14 protein-coding genes are annotated in these 18,611 nt (G+C 45.7%); 9 read left to right on the top strand and 5 right to left on the bottom strand.

Annotated features, from left to right (window positions below; genetic code table 11):
• Window positions 1–9 precede the first annotated feature (9 nt).
• Window positions 10–2,499, top strand: a complete 2,490-nt coding sequence (locus LWP20_RS17710; RefSeq protein WP_242929517.1) for a YfhO family protein — start codon at window positions 10–12, stop codon at window positions 2,497–2,499.
• 72 nt (window positions 2,500–2,571) lie between these two features.
• Window positions 2,572–3,471, top strand: a complete 900-nt coding sequence (locus tag LWP20_RS17705; protein ID WP_242929516.1) for a 1-aminocyclopropane-1-carboxylate deaminase/D-cysteine desulfhydrase — start codon at window positions 2,572–2,574, stop codon at window positions 3,469–3,471.
• Between the two features lies 1 nt (window position 3,472).
• Here the strand turns inward: LWP20_RS17705 and LWP20_RS17700 are convergent, their stop codons facing one another.
• The 3 genes from LWP20_RS17700 to LWP20_RS18430 all read right to left on the bottom strand — a co-directional run bounded on the left by LWP20_RS17700 (window position 3,473) and on the right by LWP20_RS18430 (window position 6,468).
• Entirely contained in the window at window positions 3,473–4,648 is a 1,176-nt protein-coding gene (locus tag LWP20_RS17700) for a hypothetical protein (protein ID WP_242929515.1), read from the bottom strand.
• Window positions 4,638–4,775: a hypothetical protein gene (locus tag LWP20_RS17695; RefSeq protein WP_242929514.1), complete on the bottom strand. Its 138-nt coding sequence runs from the start codon at window positions 4,773–4,775 to the stop codon at window positions 4,638–4,640. Before LWP20_RS17695 ends, LWP20_RS17700 begins: the two co-directional genes overlap by 11 nt.
• Window positions 4,776–4,953: 178 nt before the next feature.
• Complete coding sequence (locus tag LWP20_RS18430) at window positions 4,954–6,468, bottom strand: DUF6056 family protein (RefSeq protein ID WP_367615757.1); 1,515 nt, start codon at window positions 6,466–6,468, stop codon at window positions 4,954–4,956.
• Window positions 6,469–6,939: 471 nt separating this feature from the next.
• Here LWP20_RS18430 and LWP20_RS17685 point away from each other — a divergent pair, with 471 nt between their 5' ends.
• Window positions 6,940–7,575: a DUF4230 domain-containing protein gene (locus LWP20_RS17685; RefSeq protein WP_242929512.1), complete on the top strand. Its 636-nt coding sequence runs from the start codon at window positions 6,940–6,942 to the stop codon at window positions 7,573–7,575.
• Window positions 7,576–7,631: 56 nt separating this feature from the next.
• Here LWP20_RS17685 and LWP20_RS17680 read toward each other — a convergent pair whose 3' ends face one another.
• A complete protein-coding gene (locus LWP20_RS17680) occupies window positions 7,632–8,120 on the bottom strand; it encodes a regulatory protein RecX (protein ID WP_242929511.1) in 489 nt (162 codons plus the stop codon).
• Between the two features lie 153 nt (window positions 8,121–8,273).
• On the opposite strand from LWP20_RS17680, the gene LWP20_RS17675 reads away from it, so the two are divergent.
• The 3 genes from LWP20_RS17675 to LWP20_RS17665 all read left to right on the top strand — a co-directional run bounded on the left by LWP20_RS17675 (window position 8,274) and on the right by LWP20_RS17665 (window position 12,318).
• The gene (locus tag LWP20_RS17675) at window positions 8,274–9,152 is read left to right on the top strand and encodes a DMT family transporter (protein WP_242929510.1); all 879 of its coding nucleotides are present in this window, start codon (window positions 8,274–8,276) and stop codon (window positions 9,150–9,152) included.
• 90 nt (window positions 9,153–9,242) lie between these two features.
• Window positions 9,243–11,819: a DUF5686 and carboxypeptidase regulatory-like domain-containing protein gene (locus LWP20_RS17670; protein ID WP_242929509.1), complete on the top strand. Its 2,577-nt coding sequence runs from the start codon at window positions 9,243–9,245 to the stop codon at window positions 11,817–11,819.
• A gap of 139 nt (window positions 11,820–11,958) precedes the next feature.
• Window positions 11,959–12,318, top strand: a complete 360-nt coding sequence (locus tag LWP20_RS17665) for a hypothetical protein (RefSeq protein ID WP_242929508.1) — start codon at window positions 11,959–11,961, stop codon at window positions 12,316–12,318.
• Between the two features lie 57 nt (window positions 12,319–12,375).
• On the opposite strand, the gene LWP20_RS17660 is transcribed toward LWP20_RS17665, so the two are convergent.
• Window positions 12,376–13,326, bottom strand: coding sequence for an EamA family transporter (locus LWP20_RS17660; protein ID WP_242929507.1), 951 nt, complete (start codon window positions 13,324–13,326; stop codon window positions 12,376–12,378).
• A gap of 184 nt (window positions 13,327–13,510) precedes the next feature.
• On the opposite strand from LWP20_RS17660, the gene LWP20_RS17655 reads away from it, so the two are divergent.
• The 3 genes from LWP20_RS17655 to feoB all read left to right on the top strand — a co-directional run bounded on the left by LWP20_RS17655 (window position 13,511) and on the right by feoB (window position 18,586).
• On the top strand, window positions 13,511–15,973 hold the full coding sequence (locus LWP20_RS17655; protein ID WP_242929506.1) for a bifunctional UDP-N-acetylmuramoyl-tripeptide:D-alanyl-D-alanine ligase/alanine racemase: 2,463 nt from the start codon (window positions 13,511–13,513) through the stop codon (window positions 15,971–15,973).
• A gap of 200 nt (window positions 15,974–16,173) precedes the next feature.
• Complete coding sequence (locus LWP20_RS17650) at window positions 16,174–16,425, top strand: FeoA family protein (protein WP_242929505.1); 252 nt, start codon at window positions 16,174–16,176, stop codon at window positions 16,423–16,425.
• Between the two features lie 7 nt (window positions 16,426–16,432).
• Window positions 16,433–18,586, top strand: a complete 2,154-nt coding sequence (gene feoB / locus LWP20_RS17645) for a ferrous iron transport protein B (protein WP_242929504.1) — start codon at window positions 16,433–16,435, stop codon at window positions 18,584–18,586.
• Window positions 18,587–18,611: the final 25 nt, after the last annotated feature.

Genomic DNA, 18,611 nt, shown 5'->3' with positions numbered 1-18,611 from the left:
TTGAAAGATATGATAGCTTCTCTCAACTTCAGGCGTGATGTGCTGCCGCACATTATCGCAATCCTGATTTTCCTGGTTCTGACGGCGGTGTACTTTGCCCCCGTATTGTTCGAAGACAAAGGCCTTGCTCAGCACGATATACTGCAGTTTAAGGGCGGCGCCAAAGAAATACAAGACTTCCGCGAGGCAACCGGCGAAGAAACCCTCTGGACGAACTCCATGTTCGGCGGCATGCCGTCTTACCTCATCAACACCCGCTATCCCGGCGATTTTTCAGGTATAATCCATTCTATACTTACTTTCAAGCTGCCGGCACTGGCAGGCAACATCTTTATTACGCTGCTCTGTGGCTATATTCTGATGGTGCTGCTGGGGCTTAATACCTGGCTGGCTGTAGTAGGCGCAATTGCCTTTGCATTTACTTCTTATAACCTCATTATACTGGAAGCCGGGCACAACACAAAATCCCTGACCATTGCTTATATACCAATGGTGCTGGGCGGTTTGCTATATGCATTGCGCCGGAATCTTTGGATTGGAGCTGCCATTTTTGCACTTGGCCTTACGCTTAACCTGCACTTCAACCACCTGCAGATGACCTATTACATGCTGCTGATGATATTGGTTTTTGCTGTAGTGGAGATCATCTATGCTATTAAAGAAGGAACAATAGCCGAGCTACTAAAGCGTGGAATGGTGCTGGCTGTTGCGGCTATACTTGCCGTTGGCGTAAACTTTGGAAGACTGTATACAGTGGCTGAGTATAGCAAGCATAGCATCCGGGGCAAATCTGAATTAACGGTAGCTAACAGTGGCAACAAAACATCCAGCGGGCTCGATCGTGAATATGCGTTTAACTGGAGTTACGGCGTAGGCGAGAGCATGACGCTGCTTATACCTAACTTCTATGGCGGAAGCAGCAATGCCACCCTCGATACAGATTCGGAAACTTACAAGGCCTTTACCAGCATGGGCGCTCCGCCTGCACAGGCCGAGCAGATCATCCAGTCGTTGCCTATGTACTGGGGCGACCAGCCGATGACAACCGGGCCGGTTTACGTAGGGGCAATTATCTGCTTCCTGTTTGTGCTGGGGCTGTTTATAGTGGATAAGCGCACACGCATCTGGTTGCTGGCAGCCACTATTCTTTCGCTGATGCTGGCATGGGGCAAAAACTTCGAGGCCTTCAACTATTTCATGTTCGATTACTTCCCGGGTTACAACAAGTTCAGGGCAGTATCTTCGGCGTTGGTGATAGCACAAATAACCATTCCGTTGCTGGCTATGCTGGCGCTTTACAGGCTGATCGCCGATAAAGGAGTAGTGAAAGAACTTGATAAAAAATTACTTTACGCAGGTGGTATTACGGCAGGTATCTGTGCGCTGATCTGGCTATTTGCAGGCTCGTTTAGCTTCGCTTCTGCCACCGACCAGCAACTGATACAAGCGCAATACCCGATCGATGCCATTCGTGCTGACCGTGAAAGCCTGATGCGTTCCGATGCCTTCCGCTCGCTTATTTTTATAGTGCTGGCGGCTGCTGCCTTGTACTTCTACCTGAAAAACAAATTATCTGCAACTATGGCTATTGCTGCTGTAGGCCTGCTGGTTTTAATTGACCTTTGGGGTGTTGATAAGCGATACCTGAATGATGGCGACTTTAAGAAAAACGTAGATTCCAGCCACTTCCAGCAAACGCAGGCAGACCAGGCAATCCTTCGCGATAAAGACCCAAGTTACCGTGTGCTGTACCTGCCAAATCCGTTTAACGATGCCCGTACTTCATACTTCCATAAATCGGTGGGTGGGTACCATGGTGCCAAATTGCGCCGCTACCAGGATGTGGTGGATAGCGTAATGGGCTTCGAAATTCAATCGTTGATAAACACATTCCAGAATAACCCGACGCAGGAAAGTGTAACAGCGGCGCTCTCGCAGCTGAGCACACTGAACATGCTGAACACACGCTACATTATTTACAGCGATCAGGCTGCTCCGCTTGCTAACACGGCGGCGTTAGGCAATGCGTGGTTTGTAGAAGAAGTAAAACAGGTTAACTCTCCGGATGAGGAACTGGCTGCATTAAGAAACTTGAATGCCCGTACAACAGCTGTTGTAGATGCCTCTAAATTTAAGGTGCCTGCACAGCGTTATACTACAGCCGGCTCAAGTATAAAACTGACGGAATACAAGCCAAACTATCTGAAGTATGAAGCTACGGCTGCACAGGCTGGCCTGGTGGTTTTCTCGGAAGTATATTATGCTGATGGCTGGCAGGCTTTACTGGATGGCAAACCCGTAGATCATATCCGTGCCGACTATATTTTAAGAGCGATGCAGGTGCCGGCAGGCAAGCATACGATCGAGTTTAAGTTCGAGCCGAAATCTTATGATACAGGTAATCTGATATCAATGGTATCGTCGGTGTTGCTGCTGCTGGTAATAGTTGGCGCAGCAATGTATGGCTTGAAAAAGAAAGAGCGGGAAGAGCAAGTATAGATTTTAATTACAGGAAATACCGGAGCCTCAGCCTCAAAAGCTGGGGCTTCGTTTTTATAAGTATAAACTGCTATGGAAGCACCTCTGCAAAAAATCTCAGACCCGGTTTTGCAACAGCATGGGGTAGAACTATGGCTGAAGCGAGAAGATTTACTGCACCCGACTATATCAGGCAATAAATGGCGCAAGCTCAAGTATAACTTACAACAAGCAAGACAACTTGCGAAAGATACTTTGCTGACTTTTGGCGGTGCTTACTCTAACCACATTGCCGCAACTGCTGCTGCCGGCGCTGAGTTTGGTTTTAAAACCATCGGCATTATCCGCGGCGAAGAGCATCTGCCGCTAAACCCAACACTTAGCTTTGCCACTTTCTGCGGCATGCAACTGCAATACGTCTCGCGCGAAGATTACAGGAAAAAGCAGGAACCTGAATTTTTAGCGGAGCTTTCAGCTAAGTATAACCAGCCATACCTTATACCTGAAGGTGGTACCAATGCACTGGCTGTAAAAGGCTGTACCGAAATAATTTCTGATATCGCCATAGATTATGACTACATCTGCTGTGCCAGCGGAACCGGCGGCACTATAGCCGGTATTATTGCAGGTTTACAAGGCCAAAAACAGGTGCTGGGGTTTCCGGCACTGAAAGGCGGCGAATTCCTGCAGCAGGAAATAGAACAGCTTATACTTGCTTACAACGGCAAACAGTATAGCAATTGGCAACTTATCACGGATTACCATTTTGGAGGTTATGCCAAAGTAAAACCGGAGCTGCTTGCTTTTATTAAACAGTTTCAGGAACAACACCACATTCCGCTGGAGCCGGTTTATACCGGCAAAATGCTGTTTGGTATTTATGATCTGATCAGGCAGGGGTATTTTCCGGAAGGAAGCCGTGTTATAGCCATCCATACTGGAGGCTTGCAGGGTAACGCAGGATTTAAAGAGCGGCTGGGGTTGGAGGTATAAACTATACTTGTTGCATTGCTTTATACTTTCGTTTTAACCGCCATTTTTCTGCTTGCCAGCTAAGTTCGGTAGCGCCAAAAATAAACACCAGCCAAATTACGCTCATCAGGAAACGTCCGTTCCAGTCTTCGCTTGTTACGGTGGTTATAAAAGCCTGCTGCCACAAAAGCAAAGCGGCATAAACACTTAGCGGAAGCGGTATTCTTTTATTCATCATCGCTTTTGAAGTGAAGAAGTATAGCGGATAAATAACAGCTGCAATAACTGCATTATGCAAGAGCGAGTAAAAAGGCTTCATGTTACCCCAGAACAGCAAAAAGCGGTAAGCCGACATCCTGAAAAAGTAAGATGCATTCTCCTGAATAAAAAGTATAAGTTTGGTTAAAGGCGAAGCGTCGGCCGGAGGCATAAGTACAGGTTTATCTGTGTGCACAATAAGGCCATCATACATAAAAATCAGCTTGCCTTGCTGGTAGGTCTCTACAATTGAAAAGGACTGTAACAGGTACTGGTCTACCACCACTACGGCTGCTACCGGCACGGCCGTAACAAGTATAATAAGCGCGGTTTTATACTTTATACCTGGTGCAGAAGTATAGGCAATGGTAAATAAGTAACCAAAGTACGCCACCAACGCAATAAAACCGTTCGGCCTGATAAGAGCAATGTAAAACAGCAGCGGCAACACCCATAGAGATTGCCTCACTGTTCGTGCCCGCACCAGCACATAGAAAGCAAATACCAGCAGGCTGATGTACAGGCTTTCTGTTAAAATAAAACCGTTGTAAAACTGCAGATCGTACCAGCCAATAAAAAGCAGGGTAGCCAGTATAGGCGCTATGCTGTTGCCGGCCAGTTGCTTTGTGGTTTTATACAGCGCAATGGCAGCCAGCCCGGATAATAGTGTCTGGCATATAATTACCCCTTTCAAATTAAAACCAAGCTTATAAAGTATGGCCAGGAATACAGGATAACCTACATACTTTAACTGGTAGTTATTGGCAAAATAAAAATTATCGGTAATGTTGCGGGCGTAGGTAATGTAGTCCTCGGTATCGCCCATTACGCGTACGCCATGTTTCCAGATAAAAAAAGTCTGCAGTACCAGCCAAAGAATAGCCAGCGCCAATGGCAGGTTTTTTTTCTGGAGTAAGTTGGAAGCTGTATTATCTCTCATGGTCAACTTTCTTTTTAAGATAAAGCGTAACACCGGCAGCACCCAGCACCATGAAAACAGGCAGAAAAGGAATGATAAACCTGGAATCCCAATCTTCGGAGGTGGCCGCAACAATTAAAGCCTGCAATAAAAAAGCAGTTAAAGCAAATGGCTTTAAAACATGGTATCTCCCTTTAACAATGTACCATCCCGTAAAAAAATAGAGCAGATAAATGATGGCAAAAATATGGGACGATTCCAATCTTCGCTTGTTACTGGGAGTAAAAAGATACTTTAAACAGATATTGATAAAGTCTAAATTAAGTCTATTTGGTTGCAATGTTTCTCCAAAATTTCATTTGCCAATGTTTGATGTCGCGACCAATCGAATGCAATGTTTCTTGGTTATTATATATTGGTTTTGGGCTAGGCGATGATAGAAGAATTCTTTTCTTGTGCCAGTATTTTGTTGGAGCGCTATTTATAGGTAAATCTCGTTCTTCTAACTTAGCTGTCAAGTCATAAATGTACAAGCTTCTAGGCATATCAGTTAATGGTTTAACTACACAAATCTTACAATTAGATTGATTCAAGAAAACATATCTCTTGTTAAGCTCATTATTATGTCTTGCTGCTTTGCCTGATATCAAGTCCAGATAAGCTGTACTTATATTATTATTTATATCAAGTACTAACCTAATAAAAAGAACTATTATTGATACTGTGAATAGAGGATTAGGAGCTATCTGTATGGTTGTTGGAAGCTTGTTAAGTATTACATGTAGATTGAAAAACCAGCCTAATAAGAAGTAAAAATATATTACATTTTCCACATTAGGTTTCGGTACGCCCCCTACTGACCAGGTGTAGGCAAAGTTCATCAAGAAAAGCGTTGTGAAAAAGCATGTTAATGAAAGCCAAATAGGTATTTCAAATATCATACTTCGATGTCTTAAATTAAGCACAGAGCGATTATTCCATATAAGAATATACATTATAGAGGCAACTATCATTACTGTGCCCCATTTATAGAGGTATGTAATTATGAGTATACTGGAAGCCATAAAGGCCCAAAGAAACTTCTTTGAATCATTAGGATTTAAATCCATCCTTACATAATTACCAGGAGCTAGTATCATTATTAAACTCGCTATTAAGCTTATAATGCAAACAAGCAGCAAGAAGTTAAATAGTTTATGCTTTCTGAGCCATAGTTGATATGATAGTAAAAACAAGGACGTCATTATGTAAACAAGCGATAGCTCAAGGGTACCTATTATTGCTATACACACTATTATGATACCTGTTTTATATGATACTATATTCCAGTTCTTATTGGAATTGAAAAGCATGATCAATAATATAGCTAGAAGAATAGTTAGGATATTCGGAAGCTGATATACAAGGTAATGTGTCATATAGTAAAAGCCTCGTGAAATGTCCGGCATTTGCGAAATGTAAATTATAGAGAAGAAGGCAGTTAAAGATAGTAGATGCTTGTCTTTCAAGTGTTTGAATGATTGTGAAAGGAACAGGTGGAGGGCTGATAGGAACGTTAAGATAAGTATAAAAGATGCTGTTTTGTATCCAATAAATGCTCCAAATCTAATAGGATTTATACGTGAAATTGCGGTTGAAAAGTAACGGCCAGACCAATTAAAGTATGTGTCAGCTTGAGCACTTAGAAAGCTAGAAGTGTTATCCCTAACAGCATATTCAAAATCATCTACAGATGGTTGATTGAAGACACAAAGAATTAAAAAAGGGAGTATTGTATAAAGTCCAGTAATTATCAAGCTAATATAATAGCGATTTTGTGTCGGTGCTGAGTTTAGAAACATAGACATAGATCAGTTCCTGAAGTTGAAATAGATATGTAAGCTTGATATTTAAGTTGGATAAATAAGTACGCGGAAGCTTTTAATCATTAAAGATAAATAATTTATAAAGAAGTTAATCTTCAATGTTATTTTAGAATATGATGATAAAAAGTAATCCTTATGTTTGAGTAAATGCTTTTTAATGAGTTCAAAGGCTCAGTTAAAGTTGTAATATCAGTGATAATTACTTAAGCTTATCTCTTAACTAGTTTGTGTAATTACAAAACATAAGTAATAAAGATAAATACCTGTTATTAGATGGTTTTCAATACTTTAATATTAAATTAGGTAGAAAAGCAGTGTGTATAATCTTAATCTGAAGAAGTGGGTACTTTATTAATTAAATGCTAGACTTCCAAAATCTTATTTGAGGTGATAAAAGTTTAGAAATATTAAAACATTAAAAAGTTTAAAACCAAGTAATAATAAAAGATGCCCATACTTCGCCTTATTATCCGTTTGCTCCCTTTAATTTTGGTTTTCGCAGTTGGCCTTTTTCTGTGGCGCAGCTGTAAAGAATTTTTGCCGGGTTCAGATGAAAAAAAGCAGCCTGAAGTTATTGTAAACCACAACACCATACTTACCAAAGTAGAAGAACTGGGGCGAATGGAGCTGGTGCGTTACAATTTTAAGGATGTGGTGGAGTATGAAAAAAATATCTCGAAGTGGGTGCCTAACTCTAAGATCGTGCTGATTGTTACCGGCGAAGCGGTGGGCTGTGTGGATTTTACAAAATTAAATGCCGAGGACATTGTTTTCGAGGGCGACTCTGTTGTTCAGGTAGCTTTGCCCGAACCCCAGATCTGCTATTATAAAATTGACCACGGTAAAACGAAAGTATTCTCGAAGGAAAATACCTATTTCCAGGATGCAGACCTGGTGCAGGAAAGCTACCGCTATGCCGAGGCTAATGTGAAAAAAGCTGCGCTTAATTCAGGTATACTTCGCCAGACGCAAGTAAATGCCGAGAAGGTGCTGAAACCTATTTTAGAGGAAATTACCGGCCGACGCGTGGTGCTGGTGCCGCAGCACCGCATGCAAAATCCTAAAGTTCCTGCTAAGCGTTAAGTAATTAGTTGATGATTGTTGGTGCCAACGCAAGGATTTATACTTTAGCAAACCCATCATTTTTCATTTTCCAAACCCTTCAAAGCATCCTGTACAAGGTCGTTTTCATACCCTTTGCTGAGCAGAAAGTATGATAGTTTCTGGCGGCGGGTAAACGGGTTCTTTTCTTTCTCAGTGAGGTTTTTCTTTTCAAGCAGGTTCAGCAGGTTTTGTTCGTATACTTCCGGGTCAATTTCTTTCAGGCCTTGTTTGATGCAGTAATCCGAAATGCCTTTTGCTTTTAAGCCTTGCGTTATTTTGCGGCGGCCCCACTTTTTCAGGCTGTACTTGCCGCGCACATAAGCCTGCGCATAACGCTCTTCGTCCAGCATTTTTTCCTGGCTCAGGCGCACAATCAGTTCTTCCACATCGTCCGGCTCCAGGCCATATGAGAAAAGTTTGGTACGCACTTCCTGCTGGGTGCGCTCCTGGTAAGCACAGTAAGCAGCCGCCTTTATGAGCGCCTCTTTCGGGGTATAAAATTTCTGTTTTTTCTGTCGGTCCAACGGTTTTGGGCTTTGTTTATGGTAAGTATAGAACACTTAAAAAGGGCCTGGAGTTGCGATTTGCAGCAGTTAAAGGTATTTTCTTTTTTGAAGTTTCGGAAATGCTGCCTGCAATTTAACCCTACCTTTGCAACCGCAACAAAACTATAAACTATGCAGCTCTCGAAGGGGGTGAGGTACATGCTGATGGCCACGTTTTTCTTTTCGCTCATGAACGTGTGTGTAAAGCTGGTGAGCCATTTGCCTGCCGTAGAAGTCATCTTTTTCAGGTCGGTGGTTTCGCTGATGATGAGCTATGTAGCCATCCGGCGCCATAACCTGAACATCTGGGGGAATAACCCGAAAACATTGGTATTACGGGGCACAGCCGGGGCTGGCGCACTTATACTTTTCTTTATAACGCTGCACAACATGCCGCTTGCAACCGCAGTCACGGTGCAATACCTGTCGCCAATATTCACAACTATACTGGGTGTGTTTATAGTGAAGGAGCGCGTGAAGCCGTGGCAGTGGGTGTTTTTTGTGCTATCGTTTGCAGGCGTGCTGGTGGTAGAAGGCGTAGATACGCGCGTGTCGCCGTTATACCTGGGCATTGGCGTGGTTAGTGCTTTACTTTCGGGGCTGGCCTACAACTTTATCCGGAAACTGAATACGCAGGAGCACCCGTTGGTAATTGTGTTTTATTTTCCATTCATCACGCTGCCAATTGCGCTTTTATACTCTGTTTTTGATTGGGTGCAACCTGTTGGGTGGGACTGGGCTATACTTTTGCTGGTGGGTGTGCTAACGCAGTTGGCGCAGTATTACATGACCATGTCGTACCAGGCCGAAGAGCTGTCTAAAGTGGCTAACCTGAACTACATAGGCATAATTTACGCTATTGTATTTGGCTTTATACTTTTCGATGAGACATTTGAGGTTGGCGCTTACCTGGGCATGGCGCTTGTGCTGGCAGGCGTGGTGCTGAATATCCGGTACAAGTCAAAAATAACGAAACAGCAACAGCAGGTAGTAACACTAGGCGAAAAATAAGAAGAAGTATAAACGTGTAAGTGGAATTTATACGTTAGGTATTTTATCTTGCACTTTCTAACGCCCTATAGCTACCAAACCCTGAAGCGCATGCGCAATACCTGGCTGACCCTGCTGCTGTTTATACTTCTTCCGGCCATTGCCGATGCCGGCATTTTGCGTGGCCGCGTAACCGATGAGAACGGAAAGGGCCTGCCATTTGCCAGCATCTATATAAAAGAAACCACCAGCGGGACCGCCTCTAACGACCAGGGCTATTACCAACTACAGTTAGAGCCCGGCACTTATACGTTGGAGTTTAAGTATGTAGGTTACAAAGCCAGAACCGAAACCATTACTATAGCCGATGCTGCCCGGGAGCTAAATGTGCAGCTGGTTCCGGAGGTGCTTAACCTGAAAGAAGTTGTGGTGCGCGCCGCCGACGAAGATCCTGCCTATGCCATTATGCGCAATGCTATCCGGCTGCGTAAATACCATCAGAACGAGGCCAATGCTTGGAGTACCCGCGTGTACATGAAAGGCGTGTACCGCCTGGATAAAGTGCCGAGTAAAGTACTCGGTATAAAGATGGTAGATGTTGATACTGGCATCGTTTACTTATCTGAGTCGGTGTCGGAGCTGCATTACAAAAAGCCGAACAAAGTACGCGAGCGCATTATTTCTTCTAAAGTGAGCGGGCAGAAAAAAGGCTTCAGTTTTAACCAGGCCTCGGAAATGCAGATCAGCTTTTACGAAAACCTGTTGCGGGTAGAAGGGTTAAGCGAAAGAGGGTTTGTATCGCCGCTGGCCAATAATGCGCTGTTTTACTATAAGTTCGAGTACCTGGGGGCTTTTCAGGAGGATGGCCACACCATCAATAAAATTAAAGTAACCCCGCGCCGCCGCAACGATCCAGTTTTCCAGGGCAATATTTACATTGTAGATGGCAGCTGGCGCATCCACAGCACCGACCTCAAACTAACTAAAAATGCTGGTATCGAGTTTGTTGATTTTATTCGTGTGAGGCAGGTTTATGCGCCGGTGCATGAGCAAGTCTGGATGCCTGTATCGCAGCGCTTTACGTTTGAAGCTGCCGGATTAGGCTTTAAAGGCGGCGGTTATGTAACAGGTGTTTACTCTAAGTATAAAGTGCAGCCGGCCTACGGTAAGCCACCGGTAATTCAGGAAGCAGAGCCGGAACCAACTGCCGAAGTAGCAACCGTAACCCGCAAACCTAGGATAAAAGTAATCGAGCCCGAAAAGATTAAACCACAGGAGCAGGTTGCTATTCATGATGAGAAACTTTTTAGCAAGGAAATACTGGTAGTAGAGCGCGAAGCCAATAAGCGCGACTCGGCTTACTGGGCCGATATAAGACCAGTGCCGCTTACAAACGAGGAAGTGCAGGATTACAAAAAGAAGGATAGCCTGGAAGTAATTAAAAATTCGCAACCGTACCAGGATTCCGTAGACCGCATCCGTAATAAGCCTTCTTTTGGCAACTTCTTTTTAGGAGGCTATACTTACGCTAACTCGTACCGCAAAATCTCTTACCGCTTCGATCCGGTGCTGAACCTGACAGGCGGGCCAAGTATACTGCAGTATAACACTGTAGAGGGCGCTGTGGCCAATGTGGGAGTGGAGTTTGTGCGTAGTTTCGAAGACCGCCGCCGTTACGAAATAGAACCTACTGTGCGTTATGGTTTCTCCAATGAAAAGCTGAATGCCAAACTACGCCTTAGCTATACTTACAATCCGGTGAAGCGAAGTATGGTTACTGCAGAAGGAGGGCGCTTTGTGGAACAGATCAACAGTTTAAGCCCGATTTCGCCATTCGTGAACACGGTTTATACTTTGCTGCAACACGAAAATTACATGAAGCTTTACCAACGTGATTTTGCCCGACTGAACTACCGTTCCGAGCTCGTAAATGGCCTTGGGTTTTATACTTACCTGGATTACGCCACCCGCAGGCCGCTGCAAAACACAACAGATTATACTTTGCGTGAGCGCTCCGAAACCGGTTTTACATCCAACACACCAGTTAATGCCGAACTACAGGATGCTTCTTTCAAGGAGCATCAGGCGCTCACGATTTCAGCAACGTTAAGCTACCGGCCGGGGCAAAAGTACATCACACGTCCTGACCAGAAAATTAACCTGGGCTCCAAATATCCTATTATCTCGCTGGGCTACCGTGCAGGTATAAAAGCATTGGGCGGCGATGTGAGCTACCAGACGGCAGCACTTCGGATTTACGATAACCTGAGCCTAGGCCTGCTGGGCCGCACCACCTATAGTTTTACTGCGGGCACTTTCTGGAACAACGCGAACATGCTGCTGCTCGATTACAAACACTTTAACGGTAACCAAACCATATTTGCCGGCACCTACGAGGGTTTTCAGTTACTGGATTACTACCGCTACAGCACAAACAACCGCTACCTGGAGGGACACTTTGAGCATCATTTCAATGGCTTTATTTTTAACAAGATTCCGCTGTTCCGGAAGTTAAAATGGCAGGAGGTGGCAGGTTTGCATTACCTGCACACACAAGAGTCGAATGATTACCTGGAACTGGGCCTGGGCATAGAACATATCTTTAAAGTAATTCGGGTAGATTTTGTAACCTCTTTTCAGGCTCGGGAGCGTGCGCAAACTGGTATCCGAATCGGGCTTGGGTTTTAAAGTATAGCCGCACTGCCAATTGTAACCAGATCCGGGAGTATAGTTTTAAGGCGGTTATACTTTACAGAAATTGCACTGCAAACAACCAAATCATTTCCGGGGCCGTTAAAAAAGACCTAAGGTTTAACAAATTACGGAAATGAAAAAGACACTGAATATATTTAAAACGGGTGTGGCCGTAGCCATTGCAGGTACTATGGGTTTTGCCTGCTCCCAGGACAGGCCAGCCTCTAACCCCACAGACGATACCAGTACCTCCGAAGCTATTGTAGAAGAAAGCCCATCGGCGGCAAACCTGAACAACCCGCGTCCGGCACCTATTGGCGATACATCGGTAAATGCCAGCCAGGCCGATCAGTTTGGTGAAATGGCACCTAACCAGGACTCTGCTGCCAGGGCTTTGCACGAGCAGGATATCCAGAAGCAAAAGCAGGACAACCCGAACCAGCGACCAAAGATCACAACCCCGCCAAACCGCCGCATTGACGGTAACCAATAACGGGTTTATACTTAACCAAAAGGCCTCAGCAGTATACCATGCTGAGGCCTTTTGGTTTTATTTAACTACGGCAGTTGTACCCACCGGTGGAATCACCAGGCCATCGCCCTTCTTTTTTCGCCCTTTCAGGTTAATGTTGTAGATGATCACCGAGATGAAAATGACAATGTAAGCCGCCACTTTTGTGAATGATGTTTGCTCGTTAAAGTATAAAAACGCCATCACAAAGTTGAGGATCGGGTTAATGTACATCAGGATGCCAATCGTGCCCGATGTGAGTTCTTTCAGCGCATACAGATTCAGGAAAAGTGGGAGCACCGTAAACACTACGCTTAGCAATGCCACCTGCAGGAAAAAATGGGCATCCAGCACTACCGGCTCCGTACCCGCAAAGAAACTATAAAACGGCCCGATCAGGGCAAAAGCCAGCAGCAACTGCAACGTGAGCAGCACAATTTTATCGTATACTTTAAGTATGCGCTGCGTGATAAGGTAGAAGGCGTAGCTGAGAGCAATAAGCAAACTGAACAGCAGGCTGGTAATTTCGCCGGTGCCAATTAAAACGCAACTCAGGGCGCTTAACCCGATGGCCAGCCACTGGTTTTTCCGGAGCGGTTCTTTAAGCAAAGCCCAGCCGAGCACGGCCGTAAGTATAGGGCATAGCAAGTATGAGAATGAGCCCGTCTGGATATCGATGTGGTTGATAACGTAGATGAATGTGAGCCAGTTGGTGGTAAGCAACATGCCGCCCAGCAAAGTATAAAGTATAAACCTGCGGCGCTCGCCTGGCTCAGCTTCTTTCACTAACATTAGTGTGCTGCGCAAAGTCTGCCGCCTGAACAGCAAAGAAATAACCAGCAACAGCGTTATGGATAACCCTACCCGAAAGTATAAGATCAGCCCGCTGGGATAATCGGCAAGAGCTTTTAGCGGGAAAGGTATAAACCCCCAGATTACGAAGGCAGCAATGCCGGCAGCATAATAAGGGTTGGCTTTTAATGTTTTCATAGGTAATTGTAAGAATCTGCAAAAGTACGGGTTTGCAGGTCCGGTTTAGGTGGCATTAGCTAAAATTTTCTGTGCCTTGCTTAAAAGGGTGAAACGCTAAAAATGTGAATTAATTTCGGAACATAAGTATAGCAGTATGGTAGCAGGTGGTTTAGTATCTTTGGCTCGAATTAAGGCAACACCTATGCTCACGTTTCAGCAACTCGCTACCGTTACCAAAGGCCATGTGGTGCAATTTGTGCAGCCGCTACCAATCCTGAATCTGCTCACAGATAGCCGCAAACTTTCACAGCCGGCCGGCTCCTTGTTCTTCGCTATCAAAGGCAAGTATAACAACGGGCACAAGTACCTGCAGCAGCTTTATAGTATTGGGGTTAGGCAATTTGTGGTAGAGGAAGAAAGTATAGATGCATCTCAGCTTCAGCAACTATACCCGGAGGCTAACATTCTGCAGGTGCAAAATAGCCTGGAAGCGCTGCAAACGCTGGCAGCCTGGCACCGCGTGCAGTTTCAGATTCCGGTAATAGGCGTAACCGGCAGCAACGGAAAAACCATTGTAAAAGAGTGGCTTGCAGCTTTGCTGAGCCCGGATGAGCAGGTAGTAAAAAGCCCGCGAAGCTACAACTCGCAGTTAGGGGTTCCGCTTTCGGTGTGGCAACTGAATGCAAACCATACGCTGGGTATTTTTGAAGCCGGTATTTCGCAGCCCGGCGAGATGGAAAACCTGCAACCCATTATTCAGCCTACGCTGGGGATATTTACCAATATCGGCAGCGCCCACGACGAAGGTTTTACTTCGCGGCAGCAAAAAGTAGACGAGAAGCTGAAGCTGTTTAAAAGCGTTGAACTGCTGTTCTATTGTGCCGATTATGAGCTGATAGACGAAGCAGTACGTCAGCAAAGTATAAAGTCTTTTACCTGGGCGCGCAGGCAGGCAGCGGATGTAACTATAACTGCGGTAACTACGGCAGGGCATCGCTCCACCATCGTTTATACTTACCAGGGTCAGAAGCAACGAATTTCTGTTCCGTTTACCGATGAAGCTTCGGTAGAAAATGTGCTGCATTGCCTGGCCATACTTTTGTACCGCAACCTGCCACTCGATGAAATCCAGGACCGCTTGGATCGCTTGCAGCCGGTTGCCATGCGTCTCGAAATGAAAGAGGCCATAAATGGTTGCTACCTCATAGATGATACGTACAACAACGACCTGGCAGGCCTTGCCATCGCGCTGGATCTGCTGGCAAGTCAGCCACGGCGCAGCAAACACACACTTATACTTTCCGATCTGTTGGAATCCGGCCTTCCGGAAGAAAAACTATACTCGCAGGTAGCTGAGTTGGTGCAGGCGCATGGCGTGGAAAGGCTGATCGGCATTGGCGAAACTATAAAAGCCCACGCAGCTAAGTTTGGCAGCGGCAGCATATTCTACAGCAGCACCCAAGCGTTTCTGGATGATTTTCAGGCTGCCAGCTTCCGGAACGAGGTAGTGCTGGTAAAGGGCGCGCGCGTGTTTGAATTTGAAAAGATTGTGCATGCCTTTCAGCAGAAAGTACACGGCACAGTGCTGGAAGTGAACCTGGATGCTTTGGTGCATAACCTTAACTTTTATCGCTCCAAGCTGCAGCCCGAAACAAAACTGATGGTAATGGTGAAAGCCTTTGCCTACGGTAGCGGAAGTTTCGAGGTAGCCAATCTGCTGCAGTTCCACCGTGTGGATTACCTGGCCGTAGCCTATGCCGATGAAGGCGTTATGCTACGCGAACACGGTATAACGCTGCCGGTTATGGTTATGAATCCATCGCCGGATAGTTTTGGCAAGTTGCAGCAGTATAACCTGGAGCCTGAGATTTATTCGCTTGAGTTGCTGGAGGCTTATTTGTCATCTCTGGAGGCTGGCAGGAAGTATAAAATGCACCTGAAACTGGATACAGGCATGCACCGCCTCGGCTTTACCCCGGAAGATTTCGATGCGCTTTTCAAAATGCTGCAGCAACATCCGGAATTAAAGGTAGAAAGTGCCTTCAGCCACCTGGCAGGTGCCGACGAAGCGTTGCATAACGACTTTTCCGGCCAGCAGATCGCTAATTTCAGAAGTATGGCAGCTGAGGTGGAAGAACGGCTGGGGTATAAGGTGATCAAACATATTCTGAACTCAGCAGGCATTGTGCGTTTTCCGGAGCACCAGCTGGATATGGTACGCCTGGGCATCGGGCTTTACGGCGTAGAAGCCACCGGCTCAGAGCAGGAAGCACTACGCTCGGTAAGTATACTTAAAACTACTATTTCGCAGGTTAAAAGTATAAAACAGGGCGAAACAGTAGGGTACAGCCGCAAAGGTATAGCCAGCTCTGATAAAACAATTGCCACCATTGCCATTGGTTATGCCGATGGCTACGACCGGCGCTTCAGCAACGGCGTGGGGCAGGTGCTTATACATGGCAAACGCGCCCCGCTTATTGGTAACGTGTGCATGGATATGTGCATGGTTGACGTAACAGGCATGCAGGTAAAAGCCGGCGACGAAGCCATTATTTTTGGGCCGCAACTTACATTAGTAGAGCTGGCCGAAAAGATCGGAACTATACCTTATGAGCTGCTTACCAATGTCAGCACCCGGGTAAAGCGCGTGTTTTATGCCGAGTAAAGTATAATGTAACTGTGCCCGGTTCGTGTCTGCAACACATGGATAAGGTATGCATTATTCCTCTTTTGGTAGGAGCAAACCATCGCTTTCATATCTTTCACTTTGTAAATCTTCAAATTCCGCTCATTCTTTTGCTAAAAAGGTGAACACCTTGTAACTTGCAGTTGTTTATAAACAGTCTAAATAAAAACAAACGAGCGGTGCGAAACAGGGTAGAAGAGCATAAGGAACAGAAAAGCGTGCGCGACCTTAAATTAGGTGAGCGCGGCGTCATTTGTTGTCTTCAGGATGCGGAAATGGCGCTTAAGCTTTTAGAGATGGGCTGCATTCCGGGTACAGAAGTAAAACTCAACAGCCGGGCCCCTTTCGGTGATCCGATCACTATCATTGTGAATGATTATACGCTCTCGCTGCGCCTTGACGAAGCAGAAACCATACTGCTGAAGAAATAAATACCGCATGACCGTGACAACTCAGCCTGAAGTATTGCAGCCTGAAAAGCTTACCCCGCAACAAACGGTGGCTAAAATTGCTTTGATTGGTAACCCGAACTCAGGTAAATCTTCTTTGTTTAACCAGCTTACCGGTCTTAACCAGAAAGTAGGCAACTTTCCGGGAGTTACGGTTGACAAAAAAACAGGTATAAGCCAGATTACGCCTAACCTGAAAGCCCAGATCATTGACCTGCCTGGCACCTATAGTTTATATCCCAAATCGCTGGATGAGCGCGTAATCATTGACCTGCTCTACGATCCGAATTCTACGCATTACCCTGACCTTGTTATAGTTACTGCCGATGCCTCAAACCTGAAGCGTAACCTGTTGCTGTTTACCCAGTTAGCCGACCTGCACATTCCGGCCATACTTGCCCTGAACATGATGGACGTGGCCGAAACGGAGGGCGTGAAGATAGATGTGGAAGCGCTGCAGCAGGAGCTGGGTGTGCCGGTAATCCCGATGAATGCCCGAAAGGGTGTTGGTATAGCTGCCCTGAAAATTGTTATGTCGCAGCAGCTGGCGCCAAGCCCGGTATCTTTTTATACTATACCCACAGAGCTTAAACCGCTGGTGCGAAGTATAAAAGAAAGCTTTGGCCTCAGAAACGATTACCTAGCGCTGCATTATGCGCATCAGTATAAAAGCCTGAAATTTGTTTCTGAAGAGAAAGCCGAATGGATGGCCGCTTTGCTGGAGGCGGAAGGCTTTAATTCCAATACGCTGCAAGCCAACGAAACTATTGCACGTTATGCCCGCATCAGCGAAATACTGCTGGATGTAATGCGTGTAGAAAAAGTAACCAAAGACGAGAAATTCAGCAACCGCCTCGATCAGATACTTACCCATAAAGTATTTGGCTACCTGATTTTCCTGGCTATACTTTTTACGGTGTTCCAGGCTATTTTTACCTGGGCCAGCTACCCGATGGATCTTATTGACCTGGGGGTTGCCAACCTGAACGGCCTGATACAGGATAACTTTAGCGGCCCACTGGTAAACCTGCTAACCGAAGGCATTATTGCCGGGCTTGGAGGCGTGCTGGTGTTTGTGCCGCAAATTGCCATACTTTTTGCGTTTATCGCCATACTGGAAGAAACCGGCTACATGGCCCGTGTTACGTTTATGATGGATAAGATCATGCGCAAGTTTGGCCTGAATGGTAAGAGTGTGGTGCCTTTAATTTCAGGGGTTGCCTGCGCAGTGCCTGCAGTTATGTCGGCGCGTACTATTGAGAACTGGAAAGACCGCATGATCACTATTTTTGTGACGCCACTTATGAGCTGCTCGGCCCGTATTCCGGTTTATACTGTACTTATTGCGCTTGTAGTACCCGAAACTTACTACCTGGGTTTCCTGAACCTGCAGGGCCTGGTGCTGATGGGCTTATACCTGACCGGTTTTCTGACAGCTATAGTTTCAGCGTGGGTACTGAAAAAAGTGCTTAAAGCCCGCGAGCGCAGCTACTTTATCATGGAGTTTCCGGTATATAAAATGCCCCGCTGGAAAAACGTAGGTATAACTATAGTAGAGAAATCAAAAGCGTTTGTGCTGGAGGCCGGTAAAGTGATCGTGGCTATTTCGGTTATACTTTGGGTGCTGGCTTCGTACGGCCCCGGTAACAGTTTTGAGGTAGCTGAACAAAAGGCACGCCAGCAGGCTGTTGCCAGAAACTATACCGAAACCGAACTCCAGAATCATATTGCTTCAGCACAGCTCGAATCTTCTTACGCGGGTATTGTTGGCCGCGCCATGGAGCCGGCCATACGGCCATTAGGCTACGACTGGAAAATAGGTATAGCACTGTTAACTTCTTTTGCCGCCCGCGAGGTATTTGTAGGAACCATGTCTACCATTTATAGTATAGGTGAGGAAGAAAATGTAAGTACCATTAAGAGCAAACTAATGGCCGAGAAAGATGAGAACGGGCAACCGTTCTTTACACCGGCACGTGCGTTTTCGCTGTTGGTGTTTTATATGTTTGCCATGCAATGTGTAAGCACGCTGGCCGTTGTTCGCCGCGAAACCAAAAGCTGGACCTGGCCGCTTGCTCAGTTTATTTATATGAGTGGCCTTGCCTACATTGCCGCTTTTATCACATTCCAGATTTTTAAGTAAATCATTTTCAAGGGCCTGCATCAGG

The sequence above is a fragment of the Pontibacter vulgaris genome (genome assembly GCF_022758145.1).
GTDB lineage: Bacteria > Bacteroidota > Bacteroidia > Cytophagales > Hymenobacteraceae > Pontibacter > Pontibacter vulgaris.
The sequence above is the reverse complement of the archived record's forward strand: the minus strand, read 5'-3'. Positions and strand labels throughout refer to the sequence as shown.

Coding starts and splice junctions, on each gene's coding strand:
- feoB (WP_242929504.1), top strand. CDS start 16,433: ATGACCGTGACAACTCAGCCTGAAGTATTGCAGCCTGAAAAGCTTACC.
- LWP20_RS17700 (WP_242929515.1), bottom strand. CDS start 4,648: ATGAGAGATAATACAGCTTCCAACTTACTCCAGAAAAAAAACCTGCCA.
- LWP20_RS17675 (WP_242929510.1), top strand. CDS start 8,274: ATGCAGCTCTCGAAGGGGGTGAGGTACATGCTGATGGCCACGTTTTTC.
- LWP20_RS17685 (WP_242929512.1), top strand. CDS start 6,940: ATGCCCATACTTCGCCTTATTATCCGTTTGCTCCCTTTAATTTTGGTT.
- LWP20_RS17705 (WP_242929516.1), top strand. CDS start 2,572: ATGGAAGCACCTCTGCAAAAAATCTCAGACCCGGTTTTGCAACAGCAT.
- LWP20_RS17670 (WP_242929509.1), top strand. CDS start 9,243: ATGCGCAATACCTGGCTGACCCTGCTGCTGTTTATACTTCTTCCGGCC.
- LWP20_RS17710 (WP_242929517.1), top strand. CDS start 10: ATGATAGCTTCTCTCAACTTCAGGCGTGATGTGCTGCCGCACATTATC.
- LWP20_RS18430 (WP_367615757.1), bottom strand. CDS start 6,468: ATGTTTCTAAACTCAGCACCGACACAAAATCGCTATTATATTAGCTTG.
- LWP20_RS17655 (WP_242929506.1), top strand. CDS start 13,511: ATGCTCACGTTTCAGCAACTCGCTACCGTTACCAAAGGCCATGTGGTG.
- LWP20_RS17665 (WP_242929508.1), top strand. CDS start 11,959: ATGAAAAAGACACTGAATATATTTAAAACGGGTGTGGCCGTAGCCATT.
- LWP20_RS17660 (WP_242929507.1), bottom strand. CDS start 13,326: ATGAAAACATTAAAAGCCAACCCTTATTATGCTGCCGGCATTGCTGCC.